Origin of the sequence: Micromonospora arida (genome assembly GCF_042873195.1) — a bacterium.
Lineage (GTDB): Bacteria > Actinomycetota > Actinomycetes > Mycobacteriales > Micromonosporaceae > Micromonospora > Micromonospora arida.
In genome coordinates, this window is the sequence record NZ_JBIALC010000014.1 from 1 (window position 1) to 12,208 (window position 12,208).

General features: G+C 69.5%; 15 protein-coding genes. 8 read left to right on the forward strand and 7 right to left on the reverse strand.

Annotated elements, in window-relative coordinates:
* Positions 1 to 137 precede the first annotated feature (137 nt).
* The gene (locus ACFYP0_RS28850) at positions 138 to 1,343 is read right to left on the reverse strand and encodes a cellulose binding domain-containing protein (RefSeq protein WP_386998290.1); all 1,206 of its coding nucleotides are present in this window, start codon (positions 1,341 to 1,343) and stop codon (positions 138 to 140) included.
* A gap of 296 nt (positions 1,344 to 1,639) precedes the next feature.
* On the opposite strand from ACFYP0_RS28850, the gene ACFYP0_RS28855 reads away from it, so the two are divergent.
* On the forward strand, positions 1,640 to 2,137 hold the full coding sequence (locus ACFYP0_RS28855) for a YcxB family protein (RefSeq protein ID WP_386998291.1): 498 nt from the start codon (positions 1,640 to 1,642) through the stop codon (positions 2,135 to 2,137).
* 50 nt (positions 2,138 to 2,187) lie between these two features.
* Here ACFYP0_RS28855 and ACFYP0_RS28860 read toward each other — a convergent pair whose 3' ends face one another.
* The gene (locus tag ACFYP0_RS28860) at positions 2,188 to 2,685 is read right to left on the reverse strand and encodes a GNAT family N-acetyltransferase (RefSeq protein WP_386998292.1); all 498 of its coding nucleotides are present in this window, start codon (positions 2,683 to 2,685) and stop codon (positions 2,188 to 2,190) included.
* Positions 2,686 to 2,872: 187 nt separating this feature from the next.
* Here ACFYP0_RS28860 and ACFYP0_RS28865 point away from each other — a divergent pair, with 187 nt between their 5' ends.
* From ACFYP0_RS28865 to ACFYP0_RS28875, 3 genes are all read left to right on the forward strand, one after another.
* Positions 2,873 to 3,247: a cupin domain-containing protein gene (locus ACFYP0_RS28865; protein WP_386998293.1), complete on the forward strand. Its 375-nt coding sequence runs from the start codon at positions 2,873 to 2,875 to the stop codon at positions 3,245 to 3,247.
* A 152-nt stretch (positions 3,248 to 3,399) separates the two neighbouring features.
* On the forward strand, positions 3,400 to 3,816 hold the full coding sequence (locus ACFYP0_RS28870; protein WP_357006348.1) for a VOC family protein: 417 nt from the start codon (positions 3,400 to 3,402) through the stop codon (positions 3,814 to 3,816).
* 38 nt (positions 3,817 to 3,854) lie between these two features.
* Positions 3,855 to 4,352 carry an N-acetyltransferase gene (locus ACFYP0_RS28875; protein ID WP_355494919.1) on the forward strand — a complete coding sequence of 166 codons (498 nt, stop codon included), beginning with the start codon at positions 3,855 to 3,857 and terminating at the stop codon, positions 4,350 to 4,352.
* Positions 4,353 to 4,409: 57 nt separating this feature from the next.
* On the opposite strand, the gene ACFYP0_RS28880 is transcribed toward ACFYP0_RS28875, so the two are convergent.
* Positions 4,410 to 5,864, reverse strand: coding sequence for an alkaline phosphatase PhoX (locus ACFYP0_RS28880; protein WP_355494918.1), 1,455 nt, complete (start codon positions 5,862 to 5,864; stop codon positions 4,410 to 4,412).
* 194 nt (positions 5,865 to 6,058) lie between these two features.
* On the opposite strand from ACFYP0_RS28880, the gene ACFYP0_RS28885 reads away from it, so the two are divergent.
* The 3 genes from ACFYP0_RS28885 to ACFYP0_RS28895 are packed head-to-tail and all read left to right on the forward strand — an operon-like array spanning position 6,059 to position 8,440.
* Entirely contained in the window at positions 6,059 to 6,856 is a 798-nt protein-coding gene (locus ACFYP0_RS28885; protein ID WP_355494916.1) for an ABC transporter ATP-binding protein, read from the forward strand.
* Positions 6,853 to 7,614, forward strand: a complete 762-nt coding sequence (locus ACFYP0_RS28890) for an ABC transporter permease (RefSeq protein ID WP_355494914.1) — start codon at positions 6,853 to 6,855, stop codon at positions 7,612 to 7,614. Before ACFYP0_RS28885 ends, ACFYP0_RS28890 begins: the two co-directional genes overlap by 4 nt.
* A 46-nt stretch (positions 7,615 to 7,660) precedes the next feature.
* Positions 7,661 to 8,440: a MerR family transcriptional regulator gene (locus tag ACFYP0_RS28895; RefSeq protein WP_334505947.1), complete on the forward strand. Its 780-nt coding sequence runs from the start codon at positions 7,661 to 7,663 to the stop codon at positions 8,438 to 8,440.
* A 7-nt stretch (positions 8,441 to 8,447) separates the two neighbouring features.
* Here the strand turns inward: ACFYP0_RS28895 and ACFYP0_RS28900 are convergent, their stop codons facing one another.
* Complete coding sequence (locus tag ACFYP0_RS28900) at positions 8,448 to 9,401, reverse strand: hypothetical protein (protein ID WP_355494912.1); 954 nt, start codon at positions 9,399 to 9,401, stop codon at positions 8,448 to 8,450.
* A 29-nt stretch (positions 9,402 to 9,430) separates the two neighbouring features.
* Positions 9,431 to 10,027 carry a VanZ family protein gene (locus ACFYP0_RS28905; protein WP_355494910.1) on the reverse strand — a complete coding sequence of 199 codons (597 nt, stop codon included), beginning with the start codon at positions 10,025 to 10,027 and terminating at the stop codon, positions 9,431 to 9,433.
* A gap of 94 nt (positions 10,028 to 10,121) precedes the next feature.
* Between ACFYP0_RS28905 and ACFYP0_RS28910 the strand changes: the two genes are divergently transcribed.
* Positions 10,122 to 10,868, forward strand: a complete 747-nt coding sequence (locus ACFYP0_RS28910) for an alpha/beta fold hydrolase (protein ID WP_355494908.1) — start codon at positions 10,122 to 10,124, stop codon at positions 10,866 to 10,868.
* On the opposite strand, the gene ACFYP0_RS28915 is transcribed toward ACFYP0_RS28910, so the two are convergent.
* Positions 10,758 to 11,711: a hypothetical protein gene (locus tag ACFYP0_RS28915; RefSeq protein ID WP_355494906.1), complete on the reverse strand. Its 954-nt coding sequence runs from the start codon at positions 11,709 to 11,711 to the stop codon at positions 10,758 to 10,760. The genes ACFYP0_RS28910 and ACFYP0_RS28915 overlap by 111 nt on opposite strands.
* 11 nt (positions 11,712 to 11,722) lie before the next feature.
* The gene (locus ACFYP0_RS28920; RefSeq protein ID WP_124860590.1) at positions 11,723 to 12,067 is read right to left on the reverse strand and encodes a PadR family transcriptional regulator; all 345 of its coding nucleotides are present in this window, start codon (positions 12,065 to 12,067) and stop codon (positions 11,723 to 11,725) included.
* Between the last annotated feature and the right edge of the window lie 141 nt (positions 12,068 to 12,208).

Here is a 12,208-nt window from a genome sequence, read left to right on the forward strand (position 1 = left end):
GGGGGCGCGGCGGGGCTTGGGCGGGGGGGGGGCCGGGGGCCCCCCCCCCACCCCCCACCCCCCCCCCCCCCCGGCCCCCGGGGGGGGGCGGGCGCGGGGCCCCCCCCCCCCCCCACGACTCGATCTGCCCGGGGCTGTCAGCTTCCGGTGCAACTCGCTGTGGCCCCGCTGCCGCTGCCGGTGCCCTGGAAGCCGAAACTGGTGGCCTGACCTGCGGCCAGTCGCCCGTTGTAGCTCTGGTTGGCGACCGTGATGGTCCCGCTGGTGCCGCTGCTGACCCCGTTCCAGAGCGAGCTGACCGACGCGCCGCTCGGCAGGATGAGGGTGACCCGCCAGCCGGTCAGCGCCGTTGTTCCCGCGGTGACGCTGACGTTGGCGACGAATCCGCCGTTCCACTGGTCCTGGACGGAGTAGACCGCGGTGCAGCCGGTGGTACCGGTCGGCGGCGGTGTGGTGGGAGGCGGTGTGGTGGGAGGCGGCGTGGTGGGCGGCGTGCCGTCGTCGAGCGTCAGGTTCTTCTGCTGGACGCTCCACTGGCTGCGGCACAGACCGCAGTCGGCGCCGACGAAGTTGCGCCCGGCGGTGGTGTCGCCCTTCAGGCGCCACTTGAGGTAGAGAGTCGCCACCCGGCCGAACTCGCCGCCGTTGGCCTGGTCGTAGGTGCCGCCATGCCCGACGTTCAGGTTGCCCATGAAGGCGGGCAGGCCCGCGGGCAGCTTGCCCCAGTCGTCCATGGCGTTCGGGTAGGCGATGTCACTGGGCCCGCCGACGAAGTAGGCGATCGGCTTGGTCAGTCTCCTGAGCTGGTAGTCGTCGGCGTCGTTGAGCAGACCGCTGCTGAAGATGCCGGTCGTGGTGACGCGCGGGTCGTTCGAGACGGCGTACGCCTCCAGACCTCCGCAGGAGAAGCCCGCGACGGCGACCTTGCTCGTGTCGATCTTGTTGTAGTACTTGCTGCCCTGCCGGGAGTTCTCGGCGATCGCCCAGTCGATGGACTGGGTGAGCATCTGGGAGCTGGTGGAGCCGGATCCGTTCGGGGCGCCGTTGGCGATGGCGAGGAAGCCGTGGGAGGCGATCTCGCGGAGGAAGTTGCCCTGGGACAGGCCGTTGGCCGAACAGCCGCCGTTGCCCCACACGACGATGGGCAGGCGTTCGGACGGGAGGGTCTGCGGCCGGAAGATGGTGTGGTTGGCCAGGGTGGCCGAGGTTTCGTAGTCGGCCGGATAGGGGCCGGAACCGCCGATGGCGGCGGACGCCGGTGTCCCGCCGAGCGCCATGATCACGGAGGTGACCGGGACGATGGCGGCCGCCAGCCCCGCGTAGATCTTTGCTCGCCTTCTCATCGACCCTCCAGCACACGTCACGGTGGTGCTCCCGGCGGCGGTCGTTCATTCACGCCTCGACGAGGGTGGTCAGCGCTGGCCACGAGTCGGGTCGACGTGGGCGCGAAGGCCATTCGGCCGCGGTCCGCACAGACAATCCGATGGGAGCTGGATGCAGTTACTATCATCGGTCGAATGACGACTGTCAATGTCTGGTCTGTCCTGACCAGCCGGGACGGGTCGGCTCGGCATGGCCTCGTCCCGCAGGGCGGGGGTAAGGCGCTACCAGGGGCGGAAGGGAGCACTATCGTTCTGGCGTGCACATCCGTTTTGACGTCCCCGCCGATCCCGCCTACCCGAGCCGGGTGGCCGCGGCGCTCGGCAACGTCCGGCTACGCAGATTCGGCTACATCGGAGCGGTCCTGACGGCGGTCGGGGCCATCGGTCTCGTTGTCTCGCGGGGGCTCGGGTGGGGCGAGCGGAGTTCACCGCTATGGACCGCGCTGGTCGTGGCCGGCGTGCTGTCGATGCTGTACCGGCCGTGGGTGCTGGCGCGCGCCCGACGCCGTTCCGGTAGCTACGCCGTCGAGGGCGCCTACGACATCACCGAAGACAACATCATGATGCGCAGCGGCTCGGAGTCCGGCGGCATCGCCTGGGACGGGGTTGCCCAGGTGCGGGACGCCGGAGATTTCTGGGTCGTGTACGTCGGCCGAATGCCGGCGACCGTGATCCCCCGCTGGCTGATGTCCGCCGAGGATGCCGAGACCTTGCGTACCTACATGACCGAACGAGGGCTGCTGCCCCGTCGCTGAACTCGGCTGCCGCACGCCGCCGGGGGATCGGGCTACCGCGTCCTAGTCGGTCACGAGGGGGCGCCGAGGAGTACCTCGTACTGGTAGAGATCATCGTTGGTGCCGGTGTGCCGGAAGCCGGCACGTTCGAGGGTCCGCCGGGAGGCGACGTTGTCGCCGGTGGTCTCGGCGACGACGCGGGACAGTCCGTGCGCTGTCGCGAGGTCCAGCAGGGCGGCGAGTGCCTCCGCCGAGTAGCCGTTTCCCCGGGCTGACGGGGCAAGGCCGTAACCGACCTCGATGCGTCCGTTCTCCGATCGACCCTTGAAACCGATTCCTCCGATGGCCTTTCCGTCGGCGGCGCGGGTGATCCGGTAGTGCCCGAACGGACGTCGGTCGCCGTAGGCGGCGGTGGCGGCGAGAAAGCCACGCACGCCGAGGACGTCGCCGTCGAAGGGGAAGTCCTCGGCCCAGTCATCCCCGGCCCCGGCGCGTCGCCCGACGATGCGTTCACCCTCTGCGGTGTCGATGGGGTGCAGGCGCAGTCGCGGCGTACGAAGCTCGGTCACGGGCAACAGCGAAGCAGCCCTCAGGAAACAGCACAAGCCGATTTACGCGCCCGGCACAGGCCGGCTTCGCGAAATCGAACCTCCGTGTCGGCGTCCCAGCCCCTGATCGTCTGTGGCTACCTATCCTCGACGGAGATGCACCGATCCGAGTAATGGCCGTCGGCCCGACGGCTCACAGGAGGCCGTCATGAGCACCAAGGATCGACCTGAGGGGATCAGCCCCACAGCTGTGGAGTCAGCACCAGGGCTTTGGCGGATCGATCTGCAACGGCACGACCTCAGCATCCCCGGGCGAGAAGTCATTCAGACCCGGGTGGAGTTCACTCCGGATTCGCCACCGTTCAAGCATTTCCACCCCGGCGAGGAAATCATCTGCGTTCTGCAGGGAACGCTCGAATATCGGCTGGAGGGGCAGCCACCCGTGGTGTGCAATCCCGGCGACGCGCTCACGGTCCCCTACGGTGTGCACCACCAGGCGCGCAATGTTGGCGAGGGTATCGCCGTCGAACTGGCCACGTACGTCGTCGAGAAGGGCAAACCACTTCTCACCAAGGTGGAGTGAGAACTCCACGGGCGGCCGTTGATCGACGGGTGCGGCGCTCGCGCCAAGGCCGCCCGCCACCATCAACGCCAGCGCATTACACCAACCGCCCAGCGCCAGGAGCACGGGGGCACGGGAAACCGCGGCGGCGGCACGAACCTTAAAGTGAACGGATGTCGGTCAAGCAGTTCCAAGTGACTTTCGACTGCGCCGAGCCTGTGCGCGTCGGTCGTTTCTGGTGTGAGGTGTTGGGGTACGTCCCGCCGCCGCCCCCGGAGGGGGTCGCCACCTGGGACGATGTCAATTCCGAGCAGGGTTCGTGGTTCGCGTGCAGTGACCCTTCGGGGGTGGGTCCGCGGCTGTACTTCCAGCGGGTGCCCGAGGGCAAAATCGTCAAGAACCGGGTGCACCTCGACGTGCGGGTCGGCACCGGGCTCGTGGGCGAAGAGCGACTGGCCGCCCTTGAGGCCGAATGCGCGCGGTTGATCCCGCTCGGCGCCGTACGCGGGCAGCTGTTGCTCGCCGACGGCGAGAACGAGTCGTGCCTCAACATGCAGGACGTCGAGGGCAACGAGTTCTGCCTCGACTAGGGCCTGGCTCCAGCCGAGGGGCGCTAGTCTCGGCCCTCATGACCTGGCTGCCCGAGGACTTCGTCCACCCCGTCCACGTGCCGGTGCCTGGCACCGCGTTGCATCTTCGGCCGATCCGCGAGGCGGACACCCCGCTCGACTACCCCGCCGTGATGGGCTCCCGTGAGCGCCTGTGGGAGATCTTCGGTCCGGCCTGGGCGTGGCCCAGCGAGACGATGACATACGAAGAGGACCGCGTCGACCTGCTGCGGCACGAGATGGAGATCGCCGCGCACCAGTCGTTCAACTACGCGTTGCTGGACGAGGGGGAGACGGCGATCCTCGGCTGCGTCTACGTCGACCCGCCGGAGCGCACCGGCTCCGACGGCGAGGTCTCCTGGTGGGTGGTGGACGACCTGGTGGGCAGCGAGGTGGAGGCCGCGGTCGACGCGCTGGTGCCGCAGTGGATCGCCGCGGACTGGCCGTTCCGCCAGCCCCGCTATCTGGGCCGCGACATCACCTGGCAGGACTGGCTGGCGTTGCCGCGCGTCCCCTGAGCGCGACCGAGCCTGATGGGGGCCAGGCGAGGTCGCCCGGCCCCCCTTCGGGCTCGGTCAGCCCAGGTACTTCTCCCACGGGCCGGTGATGGCCAGGGTGAGGCCCGGGTCCTGCATGTTGACGAAGAGCACCTTGCCGTCCGCGCTGAAGGTCGGCCCGCAGAACTCCGAGTCGTTGAGCTGGTTGCGGGCGATCGCGTAGGTGGGCCCGCCCGGGATCGTGCTGAGCACGTGCGAGGCGCCCGAGCCGTCCTCGGCGAGCACGAGGCTTCCCCACGGGGTGACCGTCACGTTGTCCGGGCCGTCGAAGGTGATGTCGGTGTACTTGACCGGCGTGCCCTCCTCGGACTGGGTCTGGTGCGGGAAGTACGTCACGAGCTGGATGGTCTGGTCCTTGAAGTTGTAGAACCAGACCATTCCGTCGTGCGGCGCCGCGTCCGCCGGCAGGTCACCCTCGTCCCAGGCGTACGAGTTGACCACGTACACGCCCTCGTCGGTGGCCCACACGCCCTCGAACTTGCGTCCACGGGTGACCTGGCCGTCGGCGAACTGCTCGCGCACCGACCTGGTGCGCGCGTCGCGGTCCGGCACCTCGATCCAGCGGACCGGGAAGGGGCGGCCCAGCTGGGCGGAGGTCAGGTAGGCGACGTCCGGCAGCACTGAACCGTCATCCATGATGATCTGCATCGCGGCGAGGACGCCGGCGTTCGGTGCGAGGCGGGTGAGCACGCCCGGGCCCAGCTTGACGCCGTGTGGCGCCGTCCAGCGGTAGAAGAGGCCGTTGGGCTCGTCGGCGTCCTCGGAGAGGTAGATCCGAGTGCGGTCCTTGTCGACGGCCACTGCCTCGTGGGAGTAGCGGCCCAGGCACTTGATCGGCTTCGGGTCGGCGCTGCCGTCGGCCCACACCTCGAAGACGTAGCCGTGGTCCTTCTGGTAGACGCCGGACCGGCCGCCCTCTTCCCACTTGTCGCCGGCCCGGTCCTCGGTCTCCTCGCAGGTGAGCCAGGTGCCCCAGGGGGTCGGTCCGCCGGCGCAGTTGGAGATGGTGCCGGAGAGCGCCACGAACTCACCCAGGTTGCGGCCCGCGAGGTCGGTCTTGATCACGGTGCAACCGCCGGCGTCGACGGCGCCCGCGTCGTAGACAGTGCCCTTGGCGTGCGGCACGCCGAACTCCGCCCCCGGGTCGATCTCGTGGTTCTGGATCAGGGTGTACCGGCCGTGGCCGGCGTCGTAGACGGCCATGCCGTCGTGGTCCGACGGGGTGGTGCCCTGACCGCGGTCGAGCCGGGTGACACCGGTCCGGGTGATCACTGTGTAGCGGAAGCCCTTGGGCAGGGCCAGGATTCCCTTGGGGTCGTCCACGAGCGGCGGGAAGGGCACGTTACCGGGCTTCACCGGCGGGTGCGGCCGGGCCGGGCTGGCCTGGGCCAGGGACGGCAGGCCACCCGCGACGGCAAGGCCGACGCCGGCGGCGGCGCCACTGGCGAGGAAGGTACGACGAGAGGAAGGCACGTGGATCAGCTCCTGGTCAAGACAAGTGCGACGACTGGCAGCCAACTCCTTCGGGCGGACGGCGACACGTCACCCGGGGGATCGCGCGGTGACATCGGAGTGAAGAGTTACCTGCGGTCCCAACCAAAGCCCGACTGAGGCCGGCGGCATCGGGGCTTGACCTTGACGCTGCGTCAACCCTCCATGCTGCCGCCATGAGCAATTCGCACACAACAGCTCAGGCCGAGCAACCCGCGATCCACGTGCACGGCCTGGAGAAGTCGTTCAAGCAGCTGAAGGTGCTGCGCGGCGTCGACATCGACGTCGCGCGGGGCAGCATCTTCGCCCTGCTCGGCTCCAACGGTGCCGGCAAGACCACAGTGGTGAGGATCCTGGCCACGCTCCTCGGGGCCGACGGCGGGACAGCCCGGGTCGCCGGCTTCGACGTGGCGACCCAGGCCGCCGACGTACGGCAGTCGATCAGTCTCACCGGGCAGTTCGCGGCGGTCGACGAGATCCTCACCGGGCGGGAGAACCTGATCCTGGTCGCCCGGCTGCGGCACCTCAAGGAGCCCGGTGCGATCGCGGACGACCTGCTGAGGCGTTTCTCGCTGACCGAGGCGGGCGCCCGGAGGGTGCGGACGTACTCCGGCGGCATGCGTCGCCGTCTCGACATCGCGATGAGCCTGATCGGGGACCCGCCGGTCATCTTCCTCGACGAGCCGACGACGGGGCTGGACCCGGAGGCGCGCATCGAGGTGTGGCAGGCGATCAAGGAACTCGCCCGTGGCGGCACGACGGTGCTGCTCACCACCCAGTACCTCGACGAGGCCGAACAACTCGCCGACCGGATCGCGATCCTCCACGAGGGACGAATCATCGTGAACGGCACCCTCGACGAGCTCAAGCAGCTCCTGCCACCCGCCGAGATCGAGTACGTCGAGAAGCAACCGACCCTCGAGGACGTCTTCCTCACCCTCGTTGGCGCCAAGACCGAGAAGGAACAACGATGAACAAGCACTTTGTCGGCGACACCACAGTCCTGCTGGGACGCTCACTGCGCCACATCGCCCGCAGCCCGGACACCATCATCACGACCGCCGTCATGCCGATCGCCTTCATGCTGCTGTTCGTCTACGTCTTCGGCGGCGCGATCGAGACCAGCTCCGACTCGTATGTGAACTACCTGCTCCCCGGCATCCTGCTCATCACGATCGCCTCGGGCATCTCGTACACCGCCTTCCGGCTCTTCCTGGACATGCAGGGCGGCATCTTCGAACGGTTCCAGTCCATGCCGATCGCACGATCCTCGGTGCTCTGGGCGCACGTGCTGACCTCGCTGGTCGCCAACCTGGTCTCGTTGGTCGTCGTCGTCCTCGTCGCTCTGCTCATGGGCTTCCGCACCGGCACGAGCGTGCTGGGGTGGCTCGCCGTCGCTGGCATCCTGGTGCTGTTCACCCTGGCGCTGACCTGGATCGCCATCATCCCCGGCCTCACCGCTCAGTCTGTGGACGGCGCGAGCGCCTTCTCGTACCCCCTGGTCTTCCTGCCGTTCGTCAGCTCGGCCTTCGTGCCCACCGCGTCGATGCCCGGCCCGGTGCGCGCCTTCGCCGAGCACCAGCCGGTGACCGCCATCGTCAACGCGATCCGAGACCTCTTCGCGCAGGAGCCGGTCGGATCGGGCATCTGGACCGCTCTCGCCTGGTGCGTCGGCATCCTCGTGGTGGCCTACCTCTTCGCCAACCTGACCTACCGCCGCAAGATCTCCTGAGCTGGATTCGAGTGGGGCCGAGCGACTTGAGGGGCAGGATCAGGGCATGCTGACGATCAGTCAACTCGCGGCGTACGCCGGCGTCACGGTGCGGGCGGTACGGCACTACCACCAGATCGGCCTGCTGCCGGAGCCCGAGCGGGACGCCTCGGGTTACCGGCGGTACAGCGCGGGGGCGGTGGTGTCCCTCATCAGGATCCGGATTCTCGCCAACGCCGGCGTGCCGCTGTCCCAGATCGGTCAGATGCTGGAGGCCGACGCGTCGACCTTCGCGGCCGCGGTCGAGGAGATCGACAGGCAACTGGGCGACGAGATCGCACGACTGGAGGCCAGCCGGAAGCAGATCGCGCAACTCGCCGCCGGGGATCGGCTGGCGCTCGCACCAGAGGTGATCACCTACCTCGACCGGCTCCGGGACATCGGCGTCTCCGAGCGGGTGGTGGCGGGTGAGCGGGACAGCTGGATCCTGATGTCGGCTCGCTGGCCCGATCGCGTCCGCGAATGGATGCCCGGCAAGATCGCGCAGCTCGACGACCCGCAGCTCATTCGGCTCTACCGGATCCTGTCGGAGATCTTCGAGAGCGACACCGGCGACGACGCGCTTCTGGTGGAGGCCGCCGACATCCTGGCGAGCCTCGCCGAGCAGGCATACCGCTCTGGTGAGATCGACCTCGGTGAGGTGGCGCAGGACGATCTACCGTTCGACCTTCTGGACGCCTTGGCCGTCGAGTCGGACCCGCGGGTGCAGCGACTGCTGGATCTGATGCGCGAGCGCGGCTGGGATGGTCTGGCGCGGCTGGAGCGGCTGGCAGAGCCGTCCACCTGATCGACTGTCAGCTCTGTTGGTAGTTGACCGCGGCGAACCCGCAGGGCTGGTGCAGGTGCAGGTAGTAGGCGCCCTCGCCGAACTCGTCCAGGTCCGCGCCGCCGATCAGGCCCACGTAGTCCATCGGCTCCCCGCACCCGGGGCAGTCGGCGTGCTCGGCGTCCTGGATCCAGTCCGGTCGGCCGCCCAGGGTGGAGCCGCCCTGGTTCCAGGCACTGGCCTGGTACGGGCTCGCCAGGGCCGGCCCCGCAACCGGGAGTAGGGTCGGCGGGTCCTCCGGTCCGGTATCGCCGCCCAGGTAGCTCGGCCGGGTGTTGTCGGCCCACCAGGTGGTGGCACCGGCCGGCGTGACCCGGCTGTACAGCGTCGTGTAGCAGGCGCAGAAGTGGCAGGTCTCGACGACCAGGCGGCCGGACCAGCCGGTGTGGGCCAGCGCGGCGCCGATGGCGGGGTCGGTGGTGTCGAGGTCGGCGGCGACCCAGAGCGGGGACGCGCACCAGGGGCAGGCGGATCGGTCCGCGGACGCTGGCGCGTCCCGCATGACCCACCGGTACGCGACGTCAGCGCACAGGTCCCGTCGGTTGCCGTCCGGGCCGATCGTCCAACCGCCCTCGGCCGCGTAGCTCAGCACCCCCACGTGCAGGTCGTCAGCACCGGCTGGCGGGTGCGTCGACCAGCGACGCAGGGCGTCCTCGGCGAGCGGGTGAGCGCTGTGGGCCAGGATGAGGAGCAGATGGTTGAGTCGGTCCGGCGTCCGCCCGCCGTCGACCTGCTCGATGACCCGGCCGACCACGTCGGCGCCCGCCGCCCGGTACAACGTCGCCGGCCACAGCAGATCGAGGTCGAGCAGGGCCCCGTGGTACGGCGACAGTCTCTGCGGATCGGCGGCGGCGATCTCGCCCAGCTCCTCGATCGCGTCGTCGTCCTCGTCCGCCGCTCTCCTGATCAAATCCTCGATCACCAGCGGATGTTAGCTCCCAGCTCCGACGCTCAGCGTCCCGCTGCCGGGGCCGGCTGAGGTCGACGATCTGTGGACGTGTCGGGTGTGTCGCGCCACCAGCGGCGGGACGCCAGCGCCGCCAGCCCGGCGCCGGCGGCGTTGAGCAGGACGTCGTCCACCGACGACACCCGGTCCAGCCGCAGGACGTACTGGGCGGTCTCCACCAGGACCGAGCAGCCGGCCGCGAGAGCCAGGACGCGCGGCACCGACGCCAGCGCCGGGAACCGCAGCGGGGCGAAGAACCCCAGGGCCGCGAAGACCAGCAGGTTGCCGACGACCTGGACCGTCGCCGTCAGCGGCCCTCCGTCGGAGAAGATCGTGAACAGGTCGCGCAGCGGCACCACTGTCACCCGGCCGGGGACCGCGCCGGCCTGGTCACCCGGCAGCATGATCATCCATACCCAGGGGATCGTGCCGTAGACGATGCCGACATCGGCCAGCGACGTGCGCCATGCCGACGTGGTGCCGGCGGCGCGTCGGCGGCGGGCCAGGGCCCACACCGCCAGCACGGCCAACGGCAGGACGATGACCGTGATCAGGACGACGCCGTTGAACGTACCGAACCAGCCGTGCCAATCCCTGACCATCCGACCCCCGCCATTCGCCCAGCCCCGAACCTACCCGGCCCGGGTGGCGGGCGATCGCCCGTTTGTGGCACCCGCGCGCCGGGCACACACCAGCGTGGCGATTGAACGAGCCCCGCAGATCCTGTTCATCCAGGGTGCCGGTGCCGGCGTACACGACGAATGGGACAACAGGCTGGTCGACAGCTTGCGCCGTGAGCTCGGGGACGGGTTCGAGGTCCACTACCCGCGGATGCCCGACGAAGCCGATCCGGGCTACGCCACCTGGGGCGTAGCCATCCGGCGGGAGATTGCGGCGCTGGACGACGGCGCGATCGTCGTGGGTCACTCGGTCGGCGGGACGCTCCTCGTCCACACGCTCGGCGAACGGCCACCGGAGCGGGCGCTCGGTGCGATCGTGCTGATCGCCGCCCCCTTCGTCGGTGCTGGCGGCTGGGCCGGTGAGGAGTTCGAACTGCCGCCCGATCTGGGCGCAAGGCTGCCGCCCGGAGTGCCGGTGCACGTGTTCCACGGCCTCCAGGACGACACGGCGCCACCGTCACACGCAGATCGGTACGCCGCAGTCATCCCGCAGGCGCACCTGCACCTGCTCCCCGGTCGCGATCACCAGCTGAACGACGATCTGAGCGAGGTGGCGACGGTGATGCAGCGCGATCTGGCGACCGCAGCGGATCGTGCTCTGCCGCGGCTGTCGCTCGTCCGACCCGAAGCTGGTGTTCAGCGCATCACGGGCTCATCGGTTGACGTTGAGAGGGACCGCTCTTTTCGGGATGCGGCGACGGGCGAGGTGCCTGATGCCGGTAACGGCGGCCGCGATCACCGTGATGAGGATCGCCAGGGGTAGCGGCTGACCGTCGAAGTGCTGCATCGCCGTGTTGACGAGCAGCGGGTCGGGGATGAGCCATCCGGCCAGGAAGCCGGTGAGTCCGACGCCGACGATCACGGCGGGCCGGTGGCGGCGGACCGCGAAGGCGGCGACGACAGCGGCGGTGGCGGCAGCGAGGATTCCAATGACCGTCGGCACGGCGTCGAGAACGTAGACGCCGTGGCGTCCCCACTCACCGGTGCCTTTCCAGGCGAGGACGCCGAGCGGGACGAGGGCCCACCAGAACAGGCGCGGCCGGGGCGCGGTCCACCGCTCGCGGGCGGCGATCGCGAGCAGGACGAGGGTCGAGACCGGTACGGCGTACGTGAGGAGTTGTTGGCCGGGGTTGGTGCCCATGCCGGTGCCGTTGAGCACGTCGATGACGAACCAACCAACGGTGACCGTCAGGAATATGGCTTGCAGGGTGAGGGCTGTCCGGTTCGCGCCGCACAGCCAGGCGATCAGCGGTGCGAGGGGCAGCAGGCCGAGAGCGACTATCTGCGGCCAACTGGAGATGACGGCCGGCATGTCGGTGGCGAGGACAGCGCCGGTGAACAGGTCCAGGGTGTCACCGGCGGGCCGGGTGCCGGCGGCGACGAGCAGGGCACTGAGTCCGGTGGTGAGGGCCGTGCTGGTGACGGGCGTGGTGAGTCGCAGCCGGATCGCCAGGGCGATGATGTTCAGCGCCTCGTGCGGGCTCGGGTGTCGGCGGCCGTGGTCGAGGTCCAGCAGCAGCCCGAGCAGTTCCTCGCCGCGGGCGGTGCGGTGCGTGGCTGGCAGCAGGCGCAACAGCCGTCGATATCGTCGTTCCAGAGGGCTCATGCCCGGGCCCATCAGATGGCCCCGAGGCGCGGGGCGTTGCGGGCGGCACGCTTGTTGAGGCGCTCCTCGGCGAGCCGGACCGCGGCGGCCATCCGCTGGCTTTCAGCGCGGATGGCGTCTGCCCCCGCGTCGGTCAGTTTGTAGAAACGGCGCAGCCGGCCCTTCTCCACCTCGTCGTGGTCGGGGGCGATGAGCCCTTGGGTGACGAGGCGGTCGAGGGCCCCGTAGAGGGTGCCGGCGCGTAACCGGATCCTGCCGCCGGTCATTTCGTCGACCTCCGTCACCACGGCGTAGCCGTGCCGAGGTTGGTCGGCGAGGGCAGAGAGGATCAGGAACGTCTGCTCGCTGATGTCCATGCGCTATATGTATCGCACCACGATATATATAGCAAGGATGTCCGCGTTGACACGGCGAGGCCGTGATCGGTGCGAGAGGCCGCCGGTCGTGCCGCCCCGGGAAGCTCGTGGGGTCGGCACGACCGACCGATCGTGGGGTGG

Bases quoted from the DNA above. Each gene is read 5' to 3' on its own strand.
- ACFYP0_RS28920 (WP_124860590.1), bottom strand. From the start codon at position 12,067: ATGGACATCAGCGAGCAGACGTTCCTGATCCTCTCTGCCCTCGCCGAC.
- ACFYP0_RS28915 (WP_355494906.1), bottom strand. From the start codon at position 11,711: ATGAGCCCTCTGGAACGACGATATCGACGGCTGTTGCGCCTGCTGCCA.
- ACFYP0_RS28890 (WP_355494914.1), top strand. From the start codon at position 6,853: ATGAACAAGCACTTTGTCGGCGACACCACAGTCCTGCTGGGACGCTCA.
- ACFYP0_RS28850 (WP_386998290.1), bottom strand. From the start codon at position 1,343: ATGAGAAGGCGAGCAAAGATCTACGCGGGGCTGGCGGCCGCCATCGTC.
- ACFYP0_RS28895 (WP_334505947.1), top strand. From the start codon at position 7,661: ATGCTGACGATCAGTCAACTCGCGGCGTACGCCGGCGTCACGGTGCGG.
- ACFYP0_RS28885 (WP_355494916.1), top strand. From the start codon at position 6,059: ATGAGCAATTCGCACACAACAGCTCAGGCCGAGCAACCCGCGATCCAC.
- ACFYP0_RS28905 (WP_355494910.1), bottom strand. From the start codon at position 10,027: ATGGTCAGGGATTGGCACGGCTGGTTCGGTACGTTCAACGGCGTCGTC.
- ACFYP0_RS28875 (WP_355494919.1), top strand. From the start codon at position 3,855: ATGACCTGGCTGCCCGAGGACTTCGTCCACCCCGTCCACGTGCCGGTG.
- ACFYP0_RS28865 (WP_386998293.1), top strand. From the start codon at position 2,873: ATGAGCACCAAGGATCGACCTGAGGGGATCAGCCCCACAGCTGTGGAG.
- ACFYP0_RS28870 (WP_357006348.1), top strand. From the start codon at position 3,400: ATGTCGGTCAAGCAGTTCCAAGTGACTTTCGACTGCGCCGAGCCTGTG.